Source organism: Pseudomonas sp. GW-45, assembly GCF_056896675.1.
On record NZ_CM167674.1, the window covers coordinates 1,369,422 to 1,395,324 of the forward strand.

18 protein-coding genes are annotated in these 25,903 nt (G+C 55.9%); 7 read left to right on the top strand and 11 right to left on the bottom strand.

Translation table 11 applies throughout. The features are described 5' to 3' along the window. Positions 1 to 87 precede the first annotated feature (87 nt). Complete coding sequence (locus AC1XYH_RS06195; protein WP_483325760.1) at positions 88 to 606, bottom strand: peroxiredoxin-like family protein; 519 nt, start codon at positions 604 to 606, stop codon at positions 88 to 90. Positions 607 to 907: 301 nt separating this feature from the next. On the opposite strand from AC1XYH_RS06195, the gene AC1XYH_RS06200 reads away from it, so the two are divergent. Both AC1XYH_RS06200 and AC1XYH_RS06205 read left to right on the top strand, forming a co-directional pair. Continuing rightward, a complete protein-coding gene (locus tag AC1XYH_RS06200; RefSeq protein ID WP_483326318.1) occupies positions 908 to 1,579 on the top strand; it encodes a TVP38/TMEM64 family protein in 672 nt (223 codons plus the stop codon). 106 nt (positions 1,580 to 1,685) lie between these two features. Next, positions 1,686 to 2,918 (top strand): dicarboxylate/amino acid:cation symporter, encoded by a 1,233-nt coding sequence (locus tag AC1XYH_RS06205; protein ID WP_483325761.1) that lies wholly within the window; start codon positions 1,686 to 1,688, stop codon positions 2,916 to 2,918. A gap of 68 nt (positions 2,919 to 2,986) precedes the next feature. Here the strand turns inward: AC1XYH_RS06205 and AC1XYH_RS06210 are convergent, their stop codons facing one another. The 3 genes from AC1XYH_RS06210 to AC1XYH_RS06220 form a co-directional block, all read right to left on the bottom strand. After that, entirely contained in the window at positions 2,987 to 3,520 is a 534-nt protein-coding gene (locus AC1XYH_RS06210; RefSeq protein WP_483325762.1) for an REP-associated tyrosine transposase, read from the bottom strand. 364 nt (positions 3,521 to 3,884) lie between these two features. Further along, on the bottom strand, positions 3,885 to 5,135 hold the full coding sequence (locus AC1XYH_RS06215) for a ribonucleotide-diphosphate reductase subunit beta (protein WP_483325763.1): 1,251 nt from the start codon (positions 5,133 to 5,135) through the stop codon (positions 3,885 to 3,887). A gap of 267 nt (positions 5,136 to 5,402) precedes the next feature. After that, positions 5,403 to 8,282: a ribonucleoside-diphosphate reductase subunit alpha gene (locus AC1XYH_RS06220; RefSeq protein WP_483325764.1), complete on the bottom strand. Its 2,880-nt coding sequence runs from the start codon at positions 8,280 to 8,282 to the stop codon at positions 5,403 to 5,405. A gap of 446 nt (positions 8,283 to 8,728) precedes the next feature. On the opposite strand from AC1XYH_RS06220, the gene AC1XYH_RS06225 reads away from it, so the two are divergent. Continuing rightward, complete coding sequence (locus AC1XYH_RS06225) at positions 8,729 to 9,445, top strand: response regulator (protein ID WP_483325765.1); 717 nt, start codon at positions 8,729 to 8,731, stop codon at positions 9,443 to 9,445. Then, the gene (locus AC1XYH_RS06230; protein WP_483325766.1) at positions 9,442 to 11,037 is read left to right on the top strand and encodes an ATP-binding protein; all 1,596 of its coding nucleotides are present in this window, start codon (positions 9,442 to 9,444) and stop codon (positions 11,035 to 11,037) included. The genes AC1XYH_RS06225 and AC1XYH_RS06230 overlap by 4 nt, the downstream gene beginning before the upstream one ends. An 18-nt stretch (positions 11,038 to 11,055) precedes the next feature. Here AC1XYH_RS06230 and AC1XYH_RS06235 read toward each other — a convergent pair whose 3' ends face one another. The 5 genes from AC1XYH_RS06235 to AC1XYH_RS06255 all read right to left on the bottom strand — a co-directional run bounded on the left by AC1XYH_RS06235 (position 11,056) and on the right by AC1XYH_RS06255 (position 16,180). Next, complete coding sequence (locus AC1XYH_RS06235) at positions 11,056 to 11,679, bottom strand: QsdR family transcriptional regulator (RefSeq protein WP_483325767.1); 624 nt, start codon at positions 11,677 to 11,679, stop codon at positions 11,056 to 11,058. 300 nt (positions 11,680 to 11,979) lie between these two features. Then, complete coding sequence (locus tag AC1XYH_RS06240; protein ID WP_483325768.1) at positions 11,980 to 12,741, bottom strand: SDR family oxidoreductase; 762 nt, start codon at positions 12,739 to 12,741, stop codon at positions 11,980 to 11,982. A gap of 165 nt (positions 12,742 to 12,906) precedes the next feature. Next, positions 12,907 to 13,773 (bottom strand): alpha/beta hydrolase family protein, encoded by an 867-nt coding sequence (locus AC1XYH_RS06245; protein WP_483325769.1) that lies wholly within the window; start codon positions 13,771 to 13,773, stop codon positions 12,907 to 12,909. 334 nt (positions 13,774 to 14,107) lie between these two features. Beyond that, positions 14,108 to 14,980 carry an alpha/beta hydrolase family protein gene (locus tag AC1XYH_RS06250; RefSeq protein WP_483325770.1) on the bottom strand — a complete coding sequence of 291 codons (873 nt, stop codon included), beginning with the start codon at positions 14,978 to 14,980 and terminating at the stop codon, positions 14,108 to 14,110. A 330-nt stretch (positions 14,981 to 15,310) separates the two neighbouring features. Continuing rightward, positions 15,311 to 16,180 carry an alpha/beta hydrolase family protein gene (locus tag AC1XYH_RS06255; protein WP_483325771.1) on the bottom strand — a complete coding sequence of 290 codons (870 nt, stop codon included), beginning with the start codon at positions 16,178 to 16,180 and terminating at the stop codon, positions 15,311 to 15,313. A gap of 480 nt (positions 16,181 to 16,660) precedes the next feature. Here AC1XYH_RS06255 and AC1XYH_RS06260 point away from each other — a divergent pair, with 480 nt between their 5' ends. The 3 genes from AC1XYH_RS06260 to AC1XYH_RS06270 all read left to right on the top strand — a co-directional run bounded on the left by AC1XYH_RS06260 (position 16,661) and on the right by AC1XYH_RS06270 (position 22,461). Then, on the top strand, positions 16,661 to 17,287 hold the full coding sequence (locus AC1XYH_RS06260; protein ID WP_483325772.1) for a flavin reductase family protein: 627 nt from the start codon (positions 16,661 to 16,663) through the stop codon (positions 17,285 to 17,287). Between the two features lie 117 nt (positions 17,288 to 17,404). Then, positions 17,405 to 19,492 carry a PQQ-dependent dehydrogenase, methanol/ethanol family gene (locus AC1XYH_RS06265; RefSeq protein WP_483325773.1) on the top strand — a complete coding sequence of 696 codons (2,088 nt, stop codon included), beginning with the start codon at positions 17,405 to 17,407 and terminating at the stop codon, positions 19,490 to 19,492. A gap of 266 nt (positions 19,493 to 19,758) precedes the next feature. Beyond that, entirely contained in the window at positions 19,759 to 22,461 is a 2,703-nt protein-coding gene (locus tag AC1XYH_RS06270) for a LuxR C-terminal-related transcriptional regulator (protein WP_483325774.1), read from the top strand. Positions 22,462 to 22,598: 137 nt separating this feature from the next. On the opposite strand, the gene AC1XYH_RS06275 is transcribed toward AC1XYH_RS06270, so the two are convergent. Both AC1XYH_RS06275 and AC1XYH_RS06280 read right to left on the bottom strand, forming a co-directional pair. Next, complete coding sequence (locus AC1XYH_RS06275) at positions 22,599 to 23,972, bottom strand: DUF1329 domain-containing protein (protein ID WP_483325775.1); 1,374 nt, start codon at positions 23,970 to 23,972, stop codon at positions 22,599 to 22,601. 17 nt (positions 23,973 to 23,989) lie between these two features. After that, positions 23,990 to 25,747, bottom strand: coding sequence for a DUF1302 domain-containing protein (locus tag AC1XYH_RS06280; RefSeq protein ID WP_483325776.1), 1,758 nt, complete (start codon positions 25,745 to 25,747; stop codon positions 23,990 to 23,992). Between the last annotated feature and the right edge of the window lie 156 nt (positions 25,748 to 25,903).

Genomic DNA, 25,903 nt, shown 5'->3' on the forward strand with positions numbered 1-25,903 from the left:
CTGCAGCAAGGGCGGCCGCAACTGGCGGCAGCCCTTGATCAGGGACGCCGCTAGTTGAAGTTATAACCCTAGCGACGGCACCGTGGCTCAACCCTCGCCGCGAATCGGGTAATCCTTCTTCTGTACAAATGCGATACCGGACTTGAGCATTTTCAGGTCGGGCCGCGAGAATGGCGCGTTGGAGACGTCCATAATATGCAGCTTGCGGTCCGGGCGAATCAGATAAGTGCCGGGCTCGGCAAAAGGTTGATCTGTTTCCGCGCTGCTCAGTGGATCGGAAATGAACAAGCCCAGTGTGCGGGCATCGCTGATCGACAAGTCGTAGCCGATGGTCATGCTCAGACCATTATCATCGCGGAATTTTTTGGCCTTGGCTTCCGGGTCTGTGGAGATGGCAAGCACATCCACGTTCATCTCATCGAATTCGCTTTTCATTTCTTCTATCTGGCTTAGATAGGTCTTGCAGATAGGGCAATGCAGGCCTCTATAGACCACAACTAGCTGCCATTTGGCACTGTCTTGCTGCCCGAGTTGGACAGTCTGATTATCGAGGGTTTTTACTGTGACATTGGGGAGTGGCTGACCGACTTTCGCTTGCCGAGTCATATTTTCACCTTACATTGCATGGATGAGTCCTATTTTTCCGACTCCCCGAATCACCCGCGGTTCCTTAGCTCCTATAACTGGATCAGTCTTACCCTGGGGTGCTTTTTGCTCTACGCAGCAGTGCTAGGCGTGTGATGCTCTGATTACCGGGTTAGAATCCCCACGCATGACATGCATCCGAACACGAGAGCCGAGTTGTGCTGAGTGGCAAGATAGCGCTGCAGCGGATGCGTGCCGCCATTGTTATGCATAGGTTCTTTTACCCGGAGGTTGCGGAGTGTCATTGAAGGTCGTCGTCGCCATGCTTGTCGCTGCTGCGCTAGCGAGTGCCTGGTGGTTGTTGCAGGTGCTTGGTATGCCCGCGAGTCTCGCGCCAGAGATGCTGGCTGAGTGGCTTACCAGTCAGGGCGCTGTCGGGCCGTTATTGCTCATGCTGCTGATGGTGATCGCCGTTGTGGTTGGCCCCATACCTACGCTTCCGGTGAGCGCGACTGCGGGCTTGGCCTTTGGCGTGGCCATGGGCACGGCGATTGCCGCCACAGGCGCTCTGATTGGGGCTCTCGCTGCATTCTGGATTGCACGGCTTCTTGGGCGTGAAGCGGTCTGCAAATACTTTCCGGATAACCCCATATTGGCGCGTGACGGCTCGCAACGTTTTTTGACCATCACGATTTTTCTGACTCGGCTCATACCGATCTTCTCGTTCGCTTTGATCAGCTACGCCGCAGGCGTTACCGCTATTCATACCTGGCGTTTTGCTCTCGCGACTCTGGTAGGCATGCTACCCATGACAATGGTGTTCGCCGGCCTCGGCAATACCTTTACATTGCATCCGGCACTTACTGTAATAGCCGCACTGGTGATGCTGGCCGTCATGGTGTGGTTACCTTGGTCTGTGAGTCGCAACCCTAATTCCAGGCTCGGGCGATGGCTGAAATTAAGCAAGCAGGATGCCGCAGGGCCAAAGGTATGACGCAGCGTCGTCAGAGTAATAATTGAGTAGCGCTGTGCGCTCTCATCTAACCTTTATTACAGCGGGCGTGCCCGTTGAGTACCTCATTTAATTCAGAGAGGATTTTATGCAAGTGTTGTTCAAAAAATACACAGAATCATCTCTGATACTTCGCATCACCATTGCCTTACTATTAGGCATTGGTGTTGGTCTATTCGCCAGTCAATCGGTCGTAGATTTGTTTGCCCCTCTAGGCGAGCTTCTTTTGAGGCTACTGAAATTTTTGATTGTCCCCATCGTGCTATTCACCCTGATCATGGGTGTAAACCAAGGGGATGTTGGTGGGGTGGGGCGCCTGGGCAGAAAAACTATAGTTTGGTATTTACTCTCAACCGCCATTGCCATGATCGTCGGCATTGCCGTGGCGACTGTATTAGCGCCGGGCACCGGTATGGAGATCGATAGTGAGGCCGTAGTCGAGGTAAAGAATCAGGCGAGTATTGTGCAGGTGATGCTCAGTATCGTGCCTGACAATTTGTTTGCCGCCTTTGTGCAGATGAACATGCTCGGCATCATATTTACCGCCGTGACCTTTGGCATCGCCCTGCTGAAACTGCGTGAATCACCGGTTTATGGCAATGCAGCCAAACAGGTACTGACGGTCGTGGAAGGGCTTAACGAAGCGACCATGATGATCATGCGTGGCGTGCTGCATTACTTGCCTATCGGCATATTTGCTATCGTGGCCGGCACCGTCGCCAAGCAGGGCACCGACACCATCACGTCGCTGGCGGGGATGGTTTTGGTACTGTATATCGCCTTGTTCGTGCACGCGGGTTTATACGTTGTAGCCATGTTGGTATCGGGCGTCAAAGTCGGCAACTTCATCCGCCACGCAAGGACGCCAATGATCACCGCATTCGCCACTCAAAGCAGCTCCGGCACCTTGCCCATCACCATGAATGCCGCCAGCAGCATGGGGCTGTCTCACCGCGTATCCAGTTTCATGCTGCCCTTGGGCGCAACGATTAACATGGATGGCGCTGCCATCAGAATCGCAATATCAGCCGTCTTTGCCGCCAACGTAATAGGCGTGCCGCTGGACCTGATGCAAATGGTGCAAATTGTAATTGTCGGCACCCTAGCAACCATAGGCACGGCTGGCGTTCCCGGCGCTGGCATCATCATGATCGCCACCGTCTTCGCCCAAGTGGGATTGCCAATTGAAACCGTCGCTCTACTCGCAGCCATTGATGCGCTGGTGGGGATGGGCGCAACTGCGTTGAATGTCACTGGGGATTTGGTGGGAGCGGCAATTATTAACCGTAGTGAGAAAGACGACGGCGTTGAAGCTGATTAAAGCTGGTGTAGTGATTCATCGTTCCCACGCTCCGCGTGGGAATGCAGCCCTAGACGCTCCGCGTCACCTCACTCCCAGCGGTCAATCTCGATTAGCCCGGGCTGCCCTTCGTAGTTCCGCGCGCTGGAATAGCGCCAATGTTCAGGACGATCCACATAACCACGCTTGACTGGGTTCAGGTGAATGTAGTCCAGCTTTTGCCGCACTACCGCGGTACTGCACACCAGTTCCGCATGGCTGCCTTCCTGCCAAAACTGATAATCGCGATCCTGCTTGTGCGCTTTCTTGGCGAAGCTTAAGCGCTGCAGAGTGGAGTTGGCGCCATGCTGCTCCAGGTTATTGAGTACCTGACGTGCCGTATAGGACTTGAACCCGCTGACGCATTTGGCCAGATCAGTTGCCTGAGCCACATAGTGCAGATGGTTTTCTAGCACCACATAGCCGTACAGTTTTAGTCCCTGGTTGGCCTGCTGGTAACGCCAGCAGTCGAGCAGGATGTCGACCAGTGCAGGGCGGGTGAATAGCGGCAGCCACTCAACTACCGTGCAGGTGAGGAAGTGCGACTTTTCACGTTCGGTGATGATGTAACGGCTTCGGCCCATGGGATTCTTCCGTGAATCGGTCGGCGGGGTTGTACGGCTCTTGGCGTAGCCGAATTGCTGCGCTTTTTTTGGGAGAGTCTAGTCGGAGTTAGCTGGTGATGCCACGGATCTTGCGCACTCGCTATCCTGGGTCTTGACGCAGAGCGTCCGGGGCTGCGTTCCCACGCAGAGCGTGGGAACGATCAACGATCAGAGCGCAAATCCGAGCGCTTTGTGGTTTTGCCGATCGTGATGGTTCCCACGCTCTGCGTGGGAACCCGTCGGGTTCGCTATAGGGCTAATCTTGCAATGGCGCCTTGGGTGGACGCAGAGCGTCCAGGGATGCATTCCCACGCGGAGCGTGGGAACGATCAAGTGAGCAGGTTCAATCCCAGCTCAGCGCACCACCAGTCTGATACTCAATAACCCGCGTCTCAAAGAAGTTCTTCTCTTTCTTCAAGTCCATGATTTCGCTCATCCATGGGAAGGGGTTGCTGGTACCTGGGTATTCCTCTTTCAAGCCAATCTGCGTCAGGCGGCGGTTGGCGATGAACTTTAGGTAGTCTTCCATCATCGCGGCGTTCATGCCGAGTACGCCGCGGGGCATGGTGTCGCGGGCGTATTCGATTTCCAGCTGGGTGCCTTGCAGGATCATCTGCGTGGCTTCGTCCTTCATGGCGGCATCCCAGAGGTGCGGGTTTTCGATCTTGATCTGGTTGATCACGTCGATGCCGAAGTTCAGGTGCATGGACTCGTCGCGCAGGATGTACTGGAACTGCTCAGCCACGCCGGTCAGTTTGTTGCGGCGGCCCATGGAGAGGATCTGGGTGAAGCCGCAGTAGAAGAACACACCTTCCAATACGCAGTAGTAGGCGATCAGGTTGCGCAACAGTTCTTTGTCGGTCTCGACGGTGCCGGTGTTGAAGGTCGGGTCGGAGATCGAGCGGGTGTACTTAAGGCCCCAGGCGGCTTTTTTCGCGACGCTGGGGATCTCGTGGTACATGTTGAAGATCTCGCCTTCATCCATGCCCAGTGACTCGATGCAGTACTGGTAGGCGTGGGTGTGGATGGCTTCTTCAAACGCCTGGCGCAGAATGTACTGGCGGCACTCGGGGTTGGTGATCAGGCGGTAAACAGCCAGTACCAGGTTGTTGGCGACCAGCGAATCGGCGGTGGAGAAGAAGCCGAGGTTGCGCTTGACGATGCGGCGCTCGTCTTCGGTGAGGCCGTCGTTGCTCTTCCACAGGGCGATGTCGGCAGTCATGTTGACCTCTTGCGGCATCCAGTGGTTGGAGCAGCCGTCGAGGTACTTCTGCCAGGCCCATTCGTATTTAAATGGCACCAGTTGGTTGAGGTCGGCGCGGCAGTTGATCATCTGTTTAGCGTCTACGTTGACGCGTGCGGCGGAACCTTCGAGCTCCTCCAGGCCTTCTTCTACATCCAGGCTGTCGAGCGCGGCTTTGGCGCGGGCGATGGCGGCGGAGTCGGCATCATCTACGTTACGTGCTTGTTCGATGGAGGCGGCTACCTGTTGTTCCTGCTCACGGTCTGCCTGCGTGGGCGCTGCTTTGGTAGCGGCTGCCGGGGCAGGTGCGGTGGTGGTGTCTTCGCTATCGAATTCGTCCCAGTTGAGCATGGGTTTGGCTCCATTTGGTCGTCAGCCTCAAGCGGTAAGCTTCAAGCGGCAAGTTGTTTGTGTGGCAGCGCCGAGCAGTTTTGAGTTCGGCGCTGTTGTTTGGTTTGTTCTTCCCGCTTAGGCGGGATAGTTCCTGCTGCGGTCTGAGCGCGGAGCTGAGCGAGTGAGCGCTAGGCGCCGCGCTGGCCGGACCCGGGAGCGTACTGATGTACGTGACCGGGTTCGGCTAGCTCGGCAACAACGCGCGCGCCGTTCAGATACGTGCGCTTATTGGCAAGCCTCGCAATCGGGCTCATCAATCGCACACGCCTTTGGCACTGGAGCAGGACCAGCCGGTGCAGCGGCGGTAGGCGTATTGCCACTGGACACGGCGTTCAACTTGCCAGTGGTGACGGTCGACTTCTCGGTGCTGGTAGCGGCCAAGGCGCGGAGGTAATAAGTGGTTTTCAGGCCACGGTACCAAGCCATGCGGTAAGTCACGTCCAGCTTCTTGCCGCTGGCGCCGGCAATGTACAGGTTGAGTGACTGCGCTTGGTCGATCCACTTCTGGCGGCGACTAGCGGCTTCGACGATCCACTTGGTTTCCACTTCAAAGGCAGTGGCGTACATGGCTTTGAGGTCATCCGGGATGCGGTCGATCTGTTGTACCGAGCCATCGTAGTACTTGAGGTCGTTAACCATGACCGGGTCCCACAGGTCACGGGCTTTCAGGTCGCGAACCAGATAGGGGTTGATCACGGTGAACTCGCCAGACAGGTTCGATTTAACGTACAGATTCTGGTACGTGGGTTCGATCGACTGTGATACGCCGGTGATGTTAGCGATGGTCGCGGTCGGCGCGATGGCCATGATGTTGGAGTTGCGGATGCCTTTCTTGGCACGCGCACGGATCGGCTCCCAGTCCAGCGTGGTGCTGCGGTCTACTTCAATGTATTTGGCGCCGCGTTGCTCGGTGAGGATGTCGAGCGAGTCATAGGGCAGGATGCCTTTGGACCAGAGCGAGCCTTCAAAGCTGGAGTAGCTGCCACGCTCGTCCGCCAGATCACAGGAGGCCTGGATGGCGTAGTAACTGATGGCTTCCATCGACTGGTCGGCGAAGGCGACGGCCTCGTTCGAGCCATAGGCGATGTGCTGCAGGTACAGGGCATCCTGAAAGCCCATGATGCCAAGACCAACCGGGCGGTGCTTGAGGTTGGAGTTCTTGGCCTGCGGTACGGAGTAGTAGTTGATGTCGATAACGTTATCGAGCATCCGCACGGCAGTGTTTACGGTGCGCTCCAGCTTGGCGTTATCCAGCTTGCCGTCGGTGATGTGATGCACCAGGTTGATCGAGCCCAGGTTACACACGGCGATCTCGTCGGCAGACGTGTTCAAGGTGATCTCGGTGCACAGGTTGGAGCTGTGAACCACACCGGCGTGCTGCTGCGGGCTGCGCAGGTTGCAGGCGTCTTTGAAGGTCAGCCAAGGGTGGCCGGTTTCAAACAACATGCTGAGCATCTTGCGCCATAGGTCGGCAGCTTTAATGGTTTTGTGCAGCTTGATTTTGCCGTACTCGATCAGCGCTTCGTAGTACTCGTAACGCTCTTCGAAGGCCTTGCCGGTCAGATCGTGCAGATCGGGTACGTCGGATGGCGAGAACAGGGTCCACTGACCGTCCTCAAATACACGCTTCATGAACAGGTCAGGAATCCAGTTGGCGGTGTTCATGTCGTGCGTGCGGCGACGGTCGTCACCGGTGTTTTTGCGCAGTTCCAGAAACTCTTCGATATCCAGGTGCCAGGTTTCCAGATAACCGCACACTGCGCCCTTGCGCTTGCCGCCCTGGTTTACCGCAACCGCGGTGTCGTTGACTACCTTAAGGAAGGGCACGACACCTTGCGACTGACCGTTAGTGCCTTTGATGTAGGCACCCATGGCGCGTACTGGCGTCCAGTCGTTGCCCAGACCGCCGGCGAATTTCGACAGCATGGCGTTGTCGTGGATCGCGTGGTAAATGCCTGACAGGTTGTCGGGCACTGTGGTCAGGTAGCAGCTAGAGAGCTGCGGACGCAGGGTGCCGGCGTTGAACAAGGTTGGCGTGGAGGCCATGTAGTCAAAGCTGGAGATCAGGTTGTAGAACTCGATGGTGCGTGCGGTTCTGTCCTGCTCTTCAATCGCGAGGCCCATGGCAACGCGCATGAAGAAGATCTGCGGCAGCTCAAGGCGTGTGCCTTCATGGTGCAGGAAGTAACGGTCGTACAGGGTCTGCAGGCCGAGATAACCGAATAGCTGGTCACGGTTATGGTCGATAGCTGCACCCAGAGCTTCCAGGTCGTAGTCACCGAGCTTGGCGTCGAGCAGTTCGTAACCGATGCCAGCTTTGATGTAGACCGGAAGGGTTTTGGCATACAGCTCGGCCATGTCGCTGTGGGTCGCGCTGGTGGCCACGCCCAGATGACCCAAGGCTTCTGCGCGCAGGTTGTCGAGCAGCAGGCGGGCAGTAACCTGGCTGTAGTTAGGCTCGCGTTCAACCAGGGTGCGGGCGGTCATGACCATGGCGGTGTTGACGTCGAGCTGGGTCACACCGTCGTAGAGGTTCTTCAGGGTTTCTTGCTCAATGTGATTGGCGTCTACTTCAGCCAGCCCAGCGCAAGCTTCTTTAATCACAGTCCGCAGACGGCCCAGGTCGAGTGGTTGGCGGGTGCCGTCAGACAACGTGACTCGAATGCTGGGGTGGGCATCTGCCGGTGCGGTGGCTTGGCGCTCTTGGCGCTGGCGGGCGTGCTCATCACGGTAGAGTACGTAGCTACGGGCGATCTTCTGCTCGCCTGAGCGCATCAGTGCCAGCTCGACCTGATCTTGAATCTCTTCGATGTGCAGGGTGCCGCCGGAGGGCAGGCGGCGCTTAAAGATGGCGCTGATGGTGTCGGTCATTTCATCGACGGTCTGGCGAATGCGCGAGGAGGCCGTTGCCTCAGCGCCTTCCACGGCTAGAAACGCCTTGGTCATGGCTATGCGGATTTTGTCGTCGGTATAGGGGACTAGCGTACCGTTACGCTTGATAACGCGGAGTTGGCCCGGGGCGCTCATGTTCAGGTCGTTCTGGTGATCGCCCTCTGCATGCACGGGGGTGGCGAGGGTGGCGCTGGATGAGGATGAAACGTGCATGACTGGCTCCTTTGTCGTCACTAACACAATATGTAGTAGATGCTTCTGAAGGCTTGTCAGCATGACTTGGCCTTGCAACACCCAAATACGGCATGGTTTCAGCGCTTGACGCAAGCTTGGTTGCCGTGAGTCATAACCATACATGTGGTTGCGTGAAACGGTATTGGCACAAGATAGTGTGCATTCCGATATGTGGCAAGCCGATTTTCTAACTGTTTTTTTTGCGTAAAGGGTTGACCCGCTTGCGCAACGAGTCAGAGCGCTGCCTGCAGGGTTCTAAGCCAAATCACTAGATGTTGTGATTTATGTGAGCTATGCCACAGGTTGCGGCTTGATGGTCGCAAAATACTGTTGCAGGACTGCTGTCTGTAGGTTGTCCCGGTGCTGTCTCGCCAGTGTTACAATCGCGCACCAATTGCGGTCAGTAGTCATGGCAAGGTGGTGGGATGGAAATAGATAGTGGCACTATTTTGATTGTCGAAGACGATCAAAAACTGGCGGGCCTGATCAGTGATTTCCTGCAGCAGCAGGGGCTTTCGGTCGAGCATGAAGCAGATGGCGGCTCGGCAGTTCAGCGTATTCTGGATACGCAACCGGCATTGGTAGTACTCGATCTGATGCTGCCGGGTGAAGATGGTTTGTCTATTTGCCAACGGGTGCGCGAAGCGGGCTTTGCGCGGCCGATTCTTATGCTAACGGCCCGTAGCGAAGACCAGGACCATATTCATGGCTTGGAGCTGGGCGCGGATGACTACGTCACCAAGCCGGTGCGCCCGCAGGTGTTGCTCGCGCGTATTCGTGCCTTGCTGCGCCGTTCCGTCGAGCCTGAAGCCAGCGGCGCCACGCCAAGGCTGAACTTTGGCAACCTGCTGATCGACAACGATCGACGTGAAGCCTGGCTGAGCGATAATCTGATTGAGCTGACCGGCGCCGAGTTTGACTTGCTCTGGCTGCTGGCCAGCAATGCCGGCCGCATCCTCAGCCGAGAAGAGATCTTTACCTCGCTACGCGGCATTGAGTACGACGGCCAGGATCGTTCCATTGATGTACGCATCTCGCGCATCAGACCCAAGATTGGCGACGATCCCGATATACCGCGCATCATCAAAACGGTCCGTAGTAAGGGCTACCTGTTCGTCGCACCGGGCCCAGATCAGCAGTGAACTCCATTTTTATCCGCATTTATGGCGGCATGTTGTTGGTGTTGATTGCCGTATCTTGCCTGGCCTTGATCAGCATTCGTATGGTCAACGATGTGCGCGCAGAGGATTACCGCGAGCGCATGGCCACCGGCACTTTCCGCCTGATGGCCGACAACCTTGAACCTATGGATACCGCCGAGCGCCAAAAAGCGCTGGCGGTGTGGTCGCGGCTAATCGGCGTGCCGTTGGAGCTTAACTCCCTTGATTCGTTGGGCATGGAAGCCAGTAGCTGGTCGCGGTTGATTCGCGGCCGCGTGATGGTACGGGCAAGGGGGCCAGGGGATGTGCGGGTGTTTAGTCTGGTTGATCTGGCGGACGAGGTGGTGTTAACCGCCGACATTCAACGTATATCTGAACAGTTGGGCCGCGCCACCCTGTTTCTGATCGCTGATGAACTGGTGCGCCATCCGGACTCCGAGATGCCGCGCTGGTTGTCTGAGTTAAGGCGTGACAAAGGCTTCGGTTATCCGCTGCGCTTGACCCGGCTGGGCGAGGCCGACCTGGATGCCGACCAGCTTCGCAGGCTAGACGAGTTTGACACAGTGCTGAGTTTAGGCCCGGAAGGCAACTCGGTCATGATGTATATGAAGATCCCTGATACCGAGTGGCTGTTGAGCATGGGTCCGGTTTATCAGATGCAGGATTATCCAACAGAAATGTTGCTGATTACTGGCCTGCTGGCGCTGTCCCTCAGCGGCTTGTTGATTTACCTGCTGGTGCGGCAGTTGGAACAGCGTTTAATGAATCTGGAGTCGGCGGCTTTGCACATTACCCGCGGCAATCTGAATGCCCGTGCCGAGGTGATTGGTAACGATTCGGTAGGCAGTCTGGCGCGTGCTTTTAACGATATGGCGCGACACCTGCAACGGTTGATGAACATTCAGCAGGAGATGATTGGCGCTATCTCTCACGAGCTGCGCACGCCCGTGGCGCGTCTGCGCTTCGGCCTGGAGATGGTGGAGACGGCCGACAACGAAGCGGCGCTGAAGCGTTATCTGGACAGCATGGACGGTGACCTGACCGAGCTCGATAAACTGGTCGATGAAATCCTTACCTACGCACGGCTGGAGCAGGGCGCACCGGCGCTGGTGCTGGAGCCGGTGGATGTGCCGTCTGTGGTTGAGCAAGTGCTGGCTGAGCTAGCGCCAATTAACCCGCAAGTGCGGATTGAGCACAATGATCGTTCACGCGGGCGGGCAGGCTGGGTGGATGCAGAAAAGCGTTATTTGCATCGTGCGATAACTAATCTTGTAAGCAACGCCGCACGACACGCCACCAGCCGGGTGCAAGTCAGTACGCGAGTACTGGGCGGGCGTTGCCGCATCATAGTAGAAGACGATGGTCCGGGCATTCCCGAAGCCTACCGAGAACGTATCTTTACGCCTTTTCTGCGATTGGATGATAGCCGCACACGAGCGTCCGGTGGCTATGGTTTAGGCCTGTCGATCGTGCGCCGAGTAGCTTATTGGCACCGCGGGCATGCGGGAGTAAAAGCTTCGGAAGGGCTCGGCGGAGCGGCTTTTGAAATCGATTGGCCGCTACGCCGACAGTAGGTCTCACACGCGCTTAACTCAGGCCTGATGACCGTTGACTAACAACCGGAACGCTGTAGCGGCAGGGGTTGGATCAGGTTTTCGGGCGCAAATCAGGTCACAATAAATCGCACCTTCACCGATTTTGACGATGTATAGCGCCAGGCTTTCGGCATCCATCTCAGGATTGATCTTGCCGGCTTTGATCTGCTCGTCGAACATCTTGCGCCAGGTTTCCATCAGACGCTCGTGCAGGCCTGATACGCGGGAGGTCAGCAGCTGCAGGCCCCACTGCGGTTCAGCCTGGAGGAAGTCATGCATGGGCTTGGCGTTGATCAGCGCAATATTGATATCTGTGTAAATCTGGGTCAGGTAATCAATACCGTCTAGTTCGGGAGTTTGATCGGCACGGGCGATCGCCTCATCATAGATACGCTTGTACAGCGACCAGAGAATCTCACCCATCAGCAGGTCCTTGTTACCGACCCAGCGCATCAGTGTTGCACGGCCGATGCCCAGCTCTTCGGCGAGCAGCGATAGATTCAAACGGCGCCCCTCAAGCCACCAACTGCGTGCCATGCGAAAAGCGCTAAGCGGAGTGGCGCGTTCGTCGGACTTGCGTTTGGATAGTGCCATCGCCAAGGGCGTCTGTTGCGTGCTCATTTTTATACCTGCCTAGCCAGTGTGACTCTTGTTATGAGTCAAGTATGGTAACAATTGCGATACCAAGAAAGAAAGTGTCCCGATGGTGAATCAGACGGTATTCGTGGGTAAATACGACTTTATGCTCATTCTTTGTGCAATTTTTAACTTGATGAGCTGCGGAGGCTGGTAGCAGGTTTTTTGTTTCAGGCTGATTTGTATCGGGGTTGGACAAAGAAGCGAAAGCGATAACCGGCTGGCCGAAGAGGTTTAACTCACCCGCCAGGCTGGCATCACCCTGCCTTCAAGTTTGTCGAGCGGCTATCCCCGACCAATAAACGGCATTTTGGTCGCCATGATGGTCATGAACTGAATATTGCTCTCCAGCGGTAGCTCGGCCATCTGCACCACCGCTTGCGCCACATGCTCTACATCCATCACCGCTTCTACAGCGATGTCACCGTGGGCTTGCGGTACGCCGCGTTGCATGGGTGCTGCCATATCAGTTGCGGCGTTGCCGATGTCGATCTGACCGCAGGCGATGTTGTACTTACGACCGTCGAGTGAGGTGGATTTGGTCAGGCCGGTCATAGCGTGTTTAGACGCCGTGTAAGGCGCGGAGTTGGGGCGTGGCGCGTGGGCTGAGATAGAACCGTTGTTGATGATACGGCCGCCCATCGGGCTTTGGGCCTTCATCAGTTTGAAAGCCTGCTGGGTACAGAGAAAGGCGCCGGTCAGGTTGGTGTCTATGGTCGCACGCCAGTGTTCGAATGCGACATCTTCCAGTGGCACTGGCGGCGCGCCGGTACCCGCGTTGTTGAACAACACATCGAGGCGGCCAAAGTGTTCTCGCGTTTGGGTAAACAGTGCAGCAACTGACTCAGGGTCGCGCACGTCGCACTCGATCAACAAAGCATTGTTTGCCTGAGAACCTGCATCCTCGAGGGACGTCTTTAGAGTGCTCAAGCGGCGCCCGGTCATGACAACCTGATACCCCGCGCGCAGCAGGGCCAGAGCCGTAGCGCGGCCAATACCACTGCCCGCACCGGTAACTAACGCAACCTTATTAACTTGCTCTGTCATTGCAGCACTCCTGTGATTTATTTTGCTGCAAGCATACAACAGGCAATAGTGCTGATCTGTCGCCATTGAGACAGGCGCGGGCATAAAAAAGCGGCGAACTAACAGGTAGTTCGCCGCTGATCTGCTGCTTTCGGGGCTGTTATGTTAGGCCGGTGTTGATACTACTTAGTTGATGCCTTTGCGGCGCACGGTCCAGCTGCGGTCGGAGCACAAATCACAGTTATTGCCGTAGAACGTGTTTTCGGCACCTTGGTCGTCCATCAGCTGATAGCGGAACCAAGCGGTTGAAGGCCCACGGAAGTCACCGGCGTTGCCGATGGGTTCGAAGTGGCTGGCGCCACGTAGCTCACCCCAAAATACTGGTACGTTTGCGCGGTTATAAACCGGCAGTGCATTCAATGTTGGTGCGGCGATGGTATCGAAGCTGCCGGACATCAGGAACATGGGGCCGTTTTGATTACTTTGTGAAGAGCTGCGATGACCTAAACCGATGGTGTATGGCTGAAAAGGTGCAGTCGCTTTAATGCGATTGTTTTGACCAGCCATGATGGTTCCGCCGCCGCCTTGCGAATGTCCGGCTGCGCCTATGCGGTTTACATCAAGCTTGCCGGCATAGGTGCCAGAGCTGCGGTTGTTTTGGTCCACTAGGTAGTCGACGCAATTGAGCATGTCCTGACCGGAACCGGCGTTGGAGGTGTTGGCCGCGATAACCACAAAGCCATGGCTGGCCCAATGGTTTAGTAGCGAGCGGTAGGTCGTCGGTGACGCGCCAGTACCATTACCCCACACGATGATCGGATGCTTGCGGCCACTTGCACCCAGGGTGCTGGGGCGAAATACGGTGCAGCTAAAACCAGCACTACCGCTGGTGGTAGAAAATGAACCGCCAGAACTGAAGTTAGACACGCCAGGGAATCCGGTACCGGTTGGGTTGCTGCTACCACCACCGCCACCTGGGTTGGTTGCCAGGGCGGCAGAAGAGATGGCAAGGCCAAGGGCTACGGCTGCGATTTTGATTGCAGGTGCGTTCATTGGGGAATTCCTTTTTCAGTGCATTTTTTTTGTATTGGGCGGGTCAAGCCTGTTGCGTGGCTCAATCACGCTGAAGAACCACCATAGTTATTCTGTTTGTTGAATAAACTCGCCTATTCGGGGGGGGCTGCAAAAAAGTGAAGCGGAATGCGACTGCGAGGTGGTTTGACTGATGTGCTGTAACCTTATGAATCCGCTTGGGTTGCTGGGTGATTGCGGGCTTTGTTGGTCAGTGCCGTATTTGGTGAATTTCACCCGAATGGGTTTTGCGCCGGTATAAAAAAAGCGGAGCAAACAGGGTTTGCTCCGCCTCCATTACGCTTGCATCTTAATTTCAGTTGATACCTTTGCGGCGAACAGTCCAGTTGCGATCGGAACACAGACCACAGTTGCTGCCATAGAAGGTGCTTTCGGCTGCCTGATCATCCATCAGCTGGTAACGGAACCAGGCAGTGGACGGGCCACGGAAGTCGCCGGCATTACCAACCGGTTCAAAGTGGCTCGCACCGCGTCGCTCACCCCAAAACACGGGCACGTTGGCGCGGTTATACACCGGTAGCGAGTTCAATGTGGGAGTGGCAATGGTGTCGGAGCCGCCAGATATCAGGAACATAGGGCCGTTCTGGTTGCTCTGGGAAGAGCTGTTGTGGCCCAGGCCGATGGTGTAAGGCTGGAAGGGTACAGTGGCTTTGATGCGGTAGTTCTGGCCGGCCATAATGGTGCCGCCGCCGCCCTGCGAGTGACCGGCTGCGCCAATGCGGTTGAGGTCCAGCTTGCCAGCGTAGGTGCCGCTGCTACGGTTGTTCTGGTCTACCAGATAGTCTACGCAGTTGAGCATATCCTGGCCGGTGCCGGCGTTGGAGGTGTTAGCAGCGATGACCACGAAGCCCTGGCTCGCCCAGTGGTTCAGCAGTGCAGAGTAAGTGCTGGGTGACGCACCCGTGCCATTACCCCAGGTAATGATGGGATGCTTGAGTCCGTTAGCGCCGAGCGTACTGGGACGATACACGGTACAGCTAAAACCAGCGCTGCCACTGGTGGTGGAAAAAGAGCCGCTAGAGCTGAAGCTGGAAACGCTGGGGAAGCCGGTGCCGGTTGGATTGCTGCCGCCACCACTACCGCCACCGCCGGGATTCGTTGCTAATGCGGCAGAAGAAATTGCTAAGCCTAGGGCCACCGCTGCGAGCTTGAGTGCAGGTGCTTTCATTGAAGTATTCCTTTTATCGATGCATTATTTTTGTACTGGGCGAGTCAATCCAGTTGACTGGATAAGGCACGCTGGAAATGAACGATAGTTATTATTTTTGCTAAATAAACTCGCCTATTTGGGTGTCAGAAAAAGTTGTAGTTTTATTGGCGGGAGGCTGGTTGCGTGGGAAGTGCGCTGTAACTTTATGATCTTGTTTGTGTTGCTGGTTTTGTTGCGATTTATTAGTAATATCTTTTTGTAGGAATCACCCGCATGGGGATCGTTTTTTTATAAAAAAAGCGGAGCACATGCAGCGTGCTCCGCTTTAGTTATGCTTTCAGCTTTAACTTAGTTAATGCCTTTGCGACGAACTTCCCAATCGTTGTCGGTGCAGAGATCACAGTTACTGCCATAGAACAGCTCGCCAGCCGCAGCGTCATCCATCAGGTGATAGCGAAACCAAGCGGTAGACGGGCCACGGAAATCACCAGCGTTACCGACCGGTTCAAAGTGGCTGGCCCCATCCAGCTCACCCCAAAATACCGGCACGTTGGCGCGGTTATAGACTGGCCGTGAGTTCAGGCTGGGCGTGGCAATAGTGTCGCTGCTGCCGGACATCAGGAACATCGGGCCGCTCTGGTTGCTTTGCGAGGAGGTGTTGTGGCCCAGGCCAATGGTGTAAGGCTGGAAGGGTGCGGTCGCCTTAATGCGCGGATCTTGTCCAGCCATGATGGTGCCGCCGCCGCCTTGTGAATGGCCAGCGGTGCCAACGCGGTTCAGGTCCAGTTTGTTGGCATAGGTGCCGCTGCTGCGGTTGTTTTGCGTGGTGAGATAGTCGAGGCAATCAAGCATCTCTTCGCCGGTGCCGGCGTTAGAGGTATTGGCTGCGATCACCACAAAGCCTTGGCTTGCCCAGTGTTCCAGCAGGTCCGCGTAGGTGCTGGGCGAGGCAGTGGTGCCGTTACCCCAGACGATGATCGGGTGCTTGATGCCATTGGCGCCTAGGGTGCTCGGGCGAAATACGGTGCAGCTCAGACCAGCGCTGCCATCAGTGGTGGCAAACGAGCCGGTAGCGGCAAAGTCGCTTACGCCGGGGAAGCCAGTGCCAGTTGGATCGCTGCTGCCACCGCCGCCGCCACCTGGGTTGGTTGCGAGTGCTGCGGATGAAAGGGCCATGCCCAGAGCGAGGGCAGTCAACTTGAGTGCAGATGCGTTCATGGTAGTTCCCTTGTTATTGATGTTGTTCGTTCAGTGTTATGAGCAAATTTCTAATATGCAGAACTTTGCCCGTGTGAGGACGCTAACTTTCATCGCGTGTTATTGAACTAACCTGAATGGGTGAGGTGGCAGGGTTTCGTGAAGTGGGTCCGCTTTTGTTTTGTAAGTTGTGCGGCGGGTTTGGTTTTGATTTTTAGTTTTGGCATCGAAGTGAGCGCAACTTGATGGCTAACTAGTATCGTTTTTTTGTGTCGGTCGATTAAAGTGTCATATGTTTTTAATTTGTTCCTGTGCTGTTTTTGTTTCAAGTTAGATACCAAATCGCTTATTTTTTCCGTTTTGTTGTGGTTGCGACAAAAGCAGCGAGCAGTTCTGGCTGCTATAGGGTTCGCCTGCGCGCTGCAGGATGAACTTCGGTGGTTGGCGGATGAACCTGGATAGGCTACAAATACGGCTTGTTTTATTCGCCGGGAAACCTTGATGTCTGACGATCAGTACTACTACGAACCCGCGCAGGGGCATGGCCTGCCGCACGACCCGTTTAACGCCATTATCGGGCCACGTCCCATCGGCTGGATTTCCTCGCAGGATGCTGAAGGTCGCTTGAACTTGGCGCCTTACAGCTTTTTCAATGCCTTCAATTACACACCGCCGATCATTGGTTTCGCCAGTGTGGGACGCAAAGATAGCCTCAACAACATTGAGCGGACTGGCGAGTTTGCCTGGAATTTGGTTACTCGGCCGCTGGCCGAGGCCATGAATCAGAGCTGCGCTGCAGTCTCGCCGGAAGTAGATGAATTTGAACTGAGTAACCTGACGCCGGTGGCCTCACGACGGATTGCGGTGCCCCGAGTGGCGCAGAGCCCCGTCAGCTTCGAGTGCAAAGTCACCCAGATTTTGCAGTTGCAAGGTGCCAATGGCGACACAGTCCCAACGTGGCTGGTATTGGGTGAAGTGGTGGCCGTACACATTGCCAAGGCGCTGCTCAAAGACGGTATTTACGATACTGCGGCAGCTGAACCTGTGCTGCGCGGCGGCGGCCCGGCGGACTATTTTCAGCCTGGCCCTGAGTCGCTATTTCGCATGTGGCGCCCTTCAATGAACTGAGTCGAGCACGCCCTCGCTAAAGCCTCATTCGGCATACCCCCCACAAGGGGGGTAATTATTGCGGGGGTGGCTGGCTAGCATCTGAGTCATGTACAGCAAAATAATAAAGAGAACACCATGACTCATTTGACCAAGGGCATCGGCCCTTTGCTGCGTCTGGCCGGCTTGAGCCTGGCCAGCCTTAGCTGGGCGGCTACCGCACAGGCTGCCGAGGTGGATGCCGCCGCGATGCAGGCGCTAGAGACTGACGGCACAGAATGGTTGAGCTACGACCGTACCTGGGCGCAACAGCGCTTCAGCCCTTTGCAGCAGATCAACACCGAGAGCGTCGAAAAACTGGGACTCACCTGGTCGATAGATCTGGACAACAAGCGAGGATTGGAAGCCACACCGCTTTATCACGATGGTGTGCTTTACACTTCACTGTCTTGGAGCCGCGTGATGGCGGTGGATGCTGGTACTGGTCAAATTCTTTGGAGTTTTGACCCTGAGGTAAACAAGGCCAAGGGGCGAGATGCTTGCTGTGACGCGGTTAACCGTGGCGTAGCGCTTTGGGAAGGTAAGGTCTACGTCGGCACACTCGACGGCCGCTTGATTGCTCTGGATGCAAAAACCGGTAAGCCGGTCTGGACTCAACAAACCACCGACAACAGCAAGCCCTACACCATCACCGGTGCGCCACGGGTGCTCAAGGATATGGTGTTGATCGGCAACGGGGGCGCCGAGTTTGGCGTACGGGGTTACTTCTCAGCCTATGACGCAACAACCGGTGAGTTGCGCTGGCGCTTCTACACAGTGCCGCGTGATCCGGCGCAGCCACAGGAGCACCCGGAGCTGACTGCCGCACTGGACACCTGGAGCAAGGACACCGACTGGTCGCTGGGCGGCGGTGGCACCGCTTGGGACAGCATGGCCTACGATCCTGATCTGGATCTGCTGTATGTCGGCACCGGTAATGGTTCGCCCTGGAACCGCGAGGTGCGCAGCCCTGGCGGCGGAGATAACCTGTACCTGTCGTCGATCCTGGCGCTCAAGCCAGAAACCGGCAAACTGGTTTGGCATTATCAAACGACCCCGGGTGACTCGTGGGATTTCACCGCCACTCAACAGCTGACGCTGGCTGAGTTGGAAATTGACGGTAAGGAACGCCAAGTCATCATGCAGGCGCCGAAAAACGGCTTCTTCTATGTGCTCGATCGCGCCAGTGGCGAACTTTTGTCAGCAGAGAAATTCGGTAAGGTGACCTGGGCTGAACGTGTCGATATGGCAACCGGTCGTCCGGTTGAGACAGCAGATGCGCGTTATCAGAAAGAAACGCTGGTGATGTGGCCAAGCCCGCTAGGCGCGCATAACTGGCATTCGATGTCTTTCAGCCCGCTGACCGGCCTGGTTTATATTCCGTATCAGGAGATACCCGGTACTTACTCCAACGAGGCCGGCAGCTTTGTGCGCAAGCGCGCTTTTAATACTGCCGCGGGTTCATCCGAGATCACCGAGTTGCCGCGTGAATATACGTCTGGTGCGTTGCTAGCCTGGGACCCTGTCAAGCAGGAGGCCGCATGGCGGGTTGAGCGTCCGAATCACTGGAATGGTGGCACGCTGGTGACCGGCGGTAACCTGGTCTTTCAGGGGACTTCTGCCGGTCAGCTGGAAGCTTACAGTGCTGACAAGGGCCAGCCCCTATGGAAGTTCGATGCACAAACCGGGGTGATCGCTGCGCCTATGACCTATGAACACAAGGGTGAGCAGTATGTTGCTCTGATGGCCGGTTGGGGTGGTTCTGGTGCGCTGATCGGCGGTGACGCTGCAGTTGCGACCGGAGTGCGTAACGTTAGCCGCATGCTGGTATTCAAGTTGGGCGGAGATAAGCAACTGCCAGCCTTGGCCGCTGTGGCTGAGAGCGGGCGCACACCTGAGCCCGTAGTCGCTGCGGCAAAGGATTTGGCTGCTGGCGAGAAAATTTATTCACAATACTGTGCGGTTTGTCACGGCGTCGGCGTAGTGGGCGGCGGTGTGATACCTGACCTGCGTCACAGCACGGATGCGGTACGTGAGGCGTGGGATGCCATTGTGTTGCACGGCGCCTATCAAACCAATGGCATGGCAGCCTTTGGTGACAGCTTGAGCAGCGAAGAGGCCAAGCAAATTCGGCTGTACATCATGCAACGTGAGTACGATACCTGGCTTCAAAGCGCAAAGCAGTAAATCAGAACCGGATTCGGCTTCGGGTCGGAGCGTGACCCGAAGCCGGTCTAGAGTCTTTACTCTAATATCACCAACTCTTATGATGGCTGCGTCAGCCGGTTTCCGGCGCGCTGCTTTATTTTTGCCTGCTATGCTGACCCAGAAGCGACTGAACGAGCCGCTTTTGTGAAAACAATAACAATAGATCGCGGATCAGCTTGAGGTCGCCTGCTCAAACGGCGCACTTCACGCAGCGCCCAGCGATCCGTGTTCAGCATGGATAGTTCATGAGCATAAGATTCGGTGTTCAGCAATCCGCCAAGGCTTCACCTTCGGGGCCTGGCAACGATGTCCCGCTTCTTCTTAAGACCAAGATCACGGCGCCACGGCGTGGGCGCGGGATTTTGCCGCGACCGCGGCTTGAGCAATACGCCGCGTTGCTCAACGAGCGTCGGTTAGCCATTCTTAAAGCCCCGCCGGGATTCGGCAAAACCACCCTAGCCAGTATCTGGGCCGAAGCGTTGCTTGCGCAGTCACACGCGGTGGCTTGGTTATCACTGGATGCCGAGGATAACTCGGCACAGCGGCTATTGTTTTATCTGGCAGCTGCGTTGAATCAAGCTAACCCGACCTTAGGGTTATCCTGTCTTGGTTTACGTGCCGAATTAACCTTTTTTTCTACCGAGACGCTGGCGAGCCTGCTGATCAATGAGCTCAGTTGTAGCAACCAGCCTATTACGCTGTTTGTTGACGATCTGCACTGCATTGATGATGTGGTGTTGGTTGAAGGGCTGCACTTTTTACTGCAGCGCGCCCCGTCACATTTTCATTTGGTGTTTATCAGCCGCAACGAGCTGCCAGCAGAACTATTAACGCATTTGTACGCCGATGATTTGCTGGAAATTGGCAGCCACCAGTTGCGTTTTGAACTGGAAGAAACCCGAGACCTGTTGCGCAAAGCCGGCTATGAGCCGCAGCAATCCAGCGATATTTTGTGCATTCAGGAGTCTGCTGAGGGCTGGATTGCTGCGTTGCGGGCGTTCTTGTTGACGCCTGCTCATATGGTTGCGCGTATTACGCCGCGCAGTATCTGCAACCTTTTTGATGATGTGATTCGCCATCTGGACGAGCCAATACGACAGAATCTTTATCCTTTGGGTCTGCTGGAGAAGTTTAGTGCCGGCCTGCTAAATAGACTGTTGGGCCATCGGGCTGCCAGTGAATTGTTGGATATGCTGCAACAGCGCCAACTGTTCTTTACCGCGCTGGATCCAGAAGAGACCTGGTTCAGCCTGCATCCACTGTTTCGTGATCATCTGAAAAAAGCGTATTTGCGGCAACATGAAACCGAAGCACGCGAAGTGATGGTGCAAGCTGCGCATTGGTTTGCCGAGCGCAAACTATGGCTCGATGCGATTCGGCTGGGTTTGGAGAGCGGAGAGGTTTGGCAGGTCAAGGTGTGGATTGAGCATTGCGCTACCACCTTGGTAGAGCAAGGCGACTTCACCACGCTAGTAGTGCTCGAACAGCGCTGGAAACTACAGTCAACCGAATGCCCGCTGCCATTGAAAATGGCGCGTGCCTGGGCCATGGGATTGGCGTTAGAAAACGGTTCTGCGCACAAACTGGCTAAACAGATTGAAGCTGAACTCTGGGGTGTATCCGACAAGGGACAAAGCTCTTCCATTTACTGGGAGGTGCAAGCGCTGCAAGCTATGTTGCTGGGGCTTGCCGATCACAATATGCGTTCCGGGCCCTTAGCTAGAGCTTGCCATCGCTCTAGTGAAGCTCGGCCTTGGGTAACCAATGTATTGCTAAATTTGATGAGTGGCAGCTTGCTGCGGGAGGCAAACTGGGAAGATTTCTATCAACTGCCGCCCACTGTCGATGCGCAAGATGGCAATCGAGGTTATTTTTTGCATGAGTGTTATCGACAGTCGCTGACAGGGCTGGCGGAGGGGCTGCAAGGGCGTATCGGTTGCGCGGTTGATGGTTTGCAGGCGTTGGTGGAACGTATTGATCACAGCTTCTCGGATGGGTTAGCTACTCCCAATCCGGTGTTGCTGGCGTTGCCGAATGCGCTATTGGCGCACTTTCATTATCTGCGCGGGGATATCCCGCACGCTACGCAGTATCTGCAGGGCTGCCTGGATTACGTCAACATGGGCGGCTTTCTCGATTGTATCGCTCACGCTTTTGTTACCTCAGCCCGTTTGCAGTGGCAGCAAGGGCAGGGCGCACGGGCTCGACGCACGCTGGAGCAGATGTCGGCGCTGGCTCAACTACGAGAGTGGCCGCGCCTGCAATCCTGGGCGTTGATGGAGCGGGTAAGGATATGTCTGTTGGATAGCCGCGTGCGTGAAGCCGCCGGCTGTCTGCGGGAATTGCAGCAGATTCGCGCTATGACGCTGGATGACGGGGGGGTCGATCGTGACCAGTTTGCGCTACTGGCTGAACTATGGCTGGGGCTGAGTGGGCAGGCGGTGCGGGCTGAATTGGTTAGCGACGCGCAGACTCTGCTGGTTGATCTGCGCCGTCGCCAATATTGGCTGATGGTGGCTGAACTTGGCCTGGCACTGGGCTTTTATTTGGCGATGCAAAAGAACCGGCAAGGCGAGGATATATTGACTGAGTCGTTGGGCTTAATTCGCGACAGCGGCGCAGTGGCGTTACTACGTGATATCGGAGTTGCGCAGGCGTGTGGATCGCTTTCGGACTATATTCCGGCTGGTTGGCGTGCAGAAGTAACGGCTCTGTTTGGTCGAAGTGCAGTACTCGAAGAAGCCAGCAGCGTTTGCCCGGCTCTGTTGGCCCTGACCGTAAAAGAGCGTCAGGTGATGCAGTTGGTGGCGGAGGGTAAATCGAACAAGCAAATCGCCAAGGATCTGAGTGTAACCCCCGAGACGATCAAGTCGCACATGAAGAGTATTTTTGCCAAGCTTAAGGTCGACAGTCGCGCGCAAGCGGCGGTGATGTTGCAGCAAGGGTAAGCGTTAAACTTAAAGCCAAACGCGGAGCGGGTATTTGAGTTGATTTGCCGCTTGAAAATCATCGTTTGCAGCATAGAAAGAAAGGGTGCCCTGTCGCCCGGAGCAGCGGAAACGACAGGGGCTTGTAGTGCTCTGAGTTAGCGGATACCCGCCGCACGCAGTGCGTTCGGGGTGAAGTCCGCTGAAGACGCGGTAAAGCTAAAGTCGTAGTTTTTACGTTCCTCGTTAGTCATGCCCAGTGCCATATAGCGACCGTTCTGCAGGTCGTATAGGGTTTCGATAGCGTAACCCGGTACCTGTTTGTCGAAGCGTTGCAGAGCAACTGCTTCGGCCACCCGCCAGAGACCGCCACGGCCATCGTAATGGTCGATTTCGCCAGCTTGCCAGTTATCTTCGTCAATGAAGAAGTGACGCTTGGCATAGATGTGGCGCTGGCCTTCGCGCAGAGTCGCCTCCACTTCCCAAACCCGGTGTGCCTCGTAACGAACCATGTCCTGGTTGATGTGACCCTTCTGGATGATGTCGTCGTACTTGACGTCACGTGATGCAATGGCGAAGTTGTTATACGGAATCAGCAGTTCGCGTTTGCCTACCAGTTTCCATTCGTAGCGATCCGGAGAGCCGTTATAGAGGTCGTAGTTATCTGAGACGCGAGTACCGTCTGCGCTCAATGCTGGGCCGTCATAGGCAACCTGAGGCGCGCGACGTACGCGACGCTGGCCGGCGTTATACAGCCATGCTGCACGGGGTTCTTTAACCTGGTCGATGTTCTCGTGTACCAGCAATACGTCACCGGCCAAACGAGAAGGCGAGAGTACCCGCTGGGTAAAGTAGAACATCAAGTTGTCGGAGATCTTCGGGCCGTAGTCGCTCAATGCGGTGGCAAAGCTAAACGCATCCTGCAGCACGACGTAGGTGTTGGAGCCGTTCGCCTGTGGTGTGGCTTGGGCGATGGTGCGCGTGAAGCTACCGCCACGGTAACGGGTGATGTGGTTCCAAATGACTTCAACACCGCTTTGGGGGATTGGGAAAGGGTAGGCAGTATCAAAGTTTTCCAGTCCGTTGCCACCCGAGGCCAGATTGGTATTAACCGCGTTACGCGCGACTGCATCAAATACCTCCTGCGGTACTGTGGCGGTGCGGCGAGTCTGGAATACGCGCAGTTTATAGGTATCAGGATAACGCTGAAGCATGGCTTTTTGGCCGTCGGTCAGCATGTCCTTGTACTGATCCATGTTGGCAGCAGTTACCTCGTACTGCGGTTGCTCACCGGCAAAGGGGTCGCCATAAAAACCGTCGCTATCTACCGCTGCCGCGTCGCGCGCCATACCACCGGTCCATTCAGGAATGGTGCCGCTGGCATTGCCGGCGCGCTCGGCGCCAATAGGGGTCAAAGTAGTTTGCAGAGTGGCTGCCTTTTCCGGCGTCACCGCTGCCGATACCGACAGCGCCAGGCTGCTGAGAGCCAGTACGCCGATCGTCTGGAGTTTTAGTTTTTTTATTGAGGTCATGGAGTTCTCCGTTGTGATCAGAAGTTCACGCCAACGCTAACTGCAGCAAAATCCCGGTCGGTGTTGGCGTTGTAATCGCCACCGAAGAAATTGGTGTAGTTGATGCTCGCGTTGTATTTGTTGTTGTATACCGCGGTTAGACCGAGGTTGGCAGCCATTGCGCCTTCGTTGAAGTTGGGGCCATAGCCGTCAACGTCATGGGAGAAGGCGAAAGCGGGTTTAAGAGCGATACCGGCAAAGCCGTTGTAGTCCAGAGCGGCGACGAGGCGATAACCCCAAGAGTTGTCAGTGTAGAACCCATCATCGTTGCACTCAGATGGATTGACTGCGCCCGCTTCACAAACTCCGGGCGTGGTTAGTTCGCCGGAGCCGTAGACTGAATCACGCCCGTAACGAAGCTCGCCAGGACCGGTATCAATGCCACTGATGTAGTTGTAACCCGCTTCCCCCACCAGCGTCAGCCGTTCAGCGCCCAACACGTTGTCGATGAAATTGATGACGGTCACTTGCGCCTGGGTTACTGGCAGCCGCTTGTAGCCATGCAGATCGCCATCAGCGCCGATTTCTGCCACAGCCGGGTTGGGTACACCCAGTACTGCGCCGGTCAGATCGTTACTGTTGATCTGCAAAGGTTGGTTGGGACGGTAGCTGACCTCACCGGATACCGCGGTGGTACCCAGGTTGGTCTGGAAGCTCACCCCGTACAGGCGGATGTCTTCTGGATACTCGATAAAGTAGGAAGAGCCGGCGACCACTGCGGGTAACTGAGATACCGGTACGCTGTGCAGGCCCGCTGGCGCGCCGACTGCATTCAAACTGGTGCTGTAGACCGGGTTGCGGCTGTGATAATTCATCGCGTAAGCGCCGAACTCGGTCTGGTTCAGGCTTTCTGCGTAATAGCGGAAAGATACGCCGAACTGGCCGTCATCACGTGCATCACGATCTGGTCCGCGCGGCACATAGGCAAATACGGGACTGCCGTCAGCGCCATTCTGGCTGCCCTGAACACCGACGTAATCACAGCCATCAGCCACGGTATCGGTGAAAGAGAAGAAGGTACCGCAGTTATCCAGTACGGTTTGGTCCCATTCCAGCTGATAGAACATCTCCATGCCCAGGTTTTCGGTCAGACTTTGGGACAGGAAAAGCATGTTGACCGGAATCAGGCCTTCTTTGATTTCCGCACCCGGACGGCGAAATGCAGCAACGTCAATCGGGTTGATGGCATTGATGCCGTTCTGGATAAAGGTGCTTTCGCCCCAGCTCACTACCTGCTTACCGACCCGCACCGAGCCGGGTTTATCGCCGATGCTGTAGTTATGGTAGAGAAAGGCGTCGAGCAACTGAACGCCGGAGGATTGGGAACCCACCTTACGGTTATCGTCGCTGATGTCGTACAGGTTGCGATGTTCGTCCTTCAGTTCGAAGTCGTACCAGTATTTGCCGCGCAGGAATACGCCGGTGTCTCCGTATTGCAATGATAGGTCGTGAATGCCCTTGAAGATCTTTGAGAAGGTTTCACCCTTGTCGAAGTTCAGACGGTTGTCGTCGGAGTTGCCGGCATTGGCGTTACCACCGTTACCCGCCCAGACCAGATCATCGTCGATGTCACTGGTACCCCAGCTAGCGCCGATGGACATTTGCGAATCGAACTGGCCTTGCACCTCTCCCAGATCAAAACGCACTGCATGGGCCGGCAGTGCCGAGGCCATGGCCACCGCAATAACCAGCGGTTTGAGCGTACCTTTTAAGGTATTTCTTGTTATGTTTGTCATCACGTTCCTCGCGCCGGGCGCTTGTTGTTATTAATAATCCCTGGCAAGTGGTGCTACTCAGCGCTGGCGCTGGCAGTACTCACATTGCTCGACTCTATGTCTGTGCTCTTGCCTGCTATACCCCCCTAATGGGGGGGAGGCTCAGATGAGGTGCTT

What these genes read in the sequence shown, in the direction of transcription:
- AC1XYH_RS06240 (WP_483325768.1), bottom strand. Translation starts at nt 12,741, where the DNA reads ATGACAGAGCAAGTTAATAAGGTTGCGTTAGTTACCGGTGCGGGCAGT.
- AC1XYH_RS06210 (WP_483325762.1), bottom strand. Translation starts at nt 3,520, where the DNA reads ATGGGCCGAAGCCGTTACATCATCACCGAACGTGAAAAGTCGCACTTC.
- AC1XYH_RS06200 (WP_483326318.1), top strand. Translation starts at nt 908, where the DNA reads ATGCTTGTCGCTGCTGCGCTAGCGAGTGCCTGGTGGTTGTTGCAGGTG.
- AC1XYH_RS06260 (WP_483325772.1), top strand. Translation starts at nt 16,661, where the DNA reads ATGTCTGACGATCAGTACTACTACGAACCCGCGCAGGGGCATGGCCTG.
- AC1XYH_RS06215 (WP_483325763.1), bottom strand. Translation starts at nt 5,135, where the DNA reads ATGCTCAACTGGGACGAATTCGATAGCGAAGACACCACCACCGCACCT.
- AC1XYH_RS06225 (WP_483325765.1), top strand. Translation starts at nt 8,729, where the DNA reads ATGGAAATAGATAGTGGCACTATTTTGATTGTCGAAGACGATCAAAAA.
- AC1XYH_RS06250 (WP_483325770.1), bottom strand. Translation starts at nt 14,980, where the DNA reads ATGAAAGCACCTGCACTCAAGCTCGCAGCGGTGGCCCTAGGCTTAGCA.
- AC1XYH_RS06255 (WP_483325771.1), bottom strand. Translation starts at nt 16,180, where the DNA reads ATGAACGCATCTGCACTCAAGTTGACTGCCCTCGCTCTGGGCATGGCC.
- AC1XYH_RS06275 (WP_483325775.1), bottom strand. Translation starts at nt 23,972, where the DNA reads ATGACCTCAATAAAAAAACTAAAACTCCAGACGATCGGCGTACTGGCT.
- AC1XYH_RS06265 (WP_483325773.1), top strand. Translation starts at nt 17,405, where the DNA reads ATGACTCATTTGACCAAGGGCATCGGCCCTTTGCTGCGTCTGGCCGGC.
- AC1XYH_RS06220 (WP_483325764.1), bottom strand. Translation starts at nt 8,282, where the DNA reads ATGCACGTTTCATCCTCATCCAGCGCCACCCTCGCCACCCCCGTGCAT.
- AC1XYH_RS06235 (WP_483325767.1), bottom strand. Translation starts at nt 11,679, where the DNA reads ATGAGCACGCAACAGACGCCCTTGGCGATGGCACTATCCAAACGCAAG.
- AC1XYH_RS06205 (WP_483325761.1), top strand. Translation starts at nt 1,686, where the DNA reads ATGCAAGTGTTGTTCAAAAAATACACAGAATCATCTCTGATACTTCGC.
- AC1XYH_RS06270 (WP_483325774.1), top strand. Translation starts at nt 19,759, where the DNA reads ATGAGCATAAGATTCGGTGTTCAGCAATCCGCCAAGGCTTCACCTTCG.
- AC1XYH_RS06195 (WP_483325760.1), bottom strand. Translation starts at nt 606, where the DNA reads ATGACTCGGCAAGCGAAAGTCGGTCAGCCACTCCCCAATGTCACAGTA.
- AC1XYH_RS06245 (WP_483325769.1), bottom strand. Translation starts at nt 13,773, where the DNA reads ATGAACGCACCTGCAATCAAAATCGCAGCCGTAGCCCTTGGCCTTGCC.
- AC1XYH_RS06280 (WP_483325776.1), bottom strand. Translation starts at nt 25,747, where the DNA reads ATGACAAACATAACAAGAAATACCTTAAAAGGTACGCTCAAACCGCTG.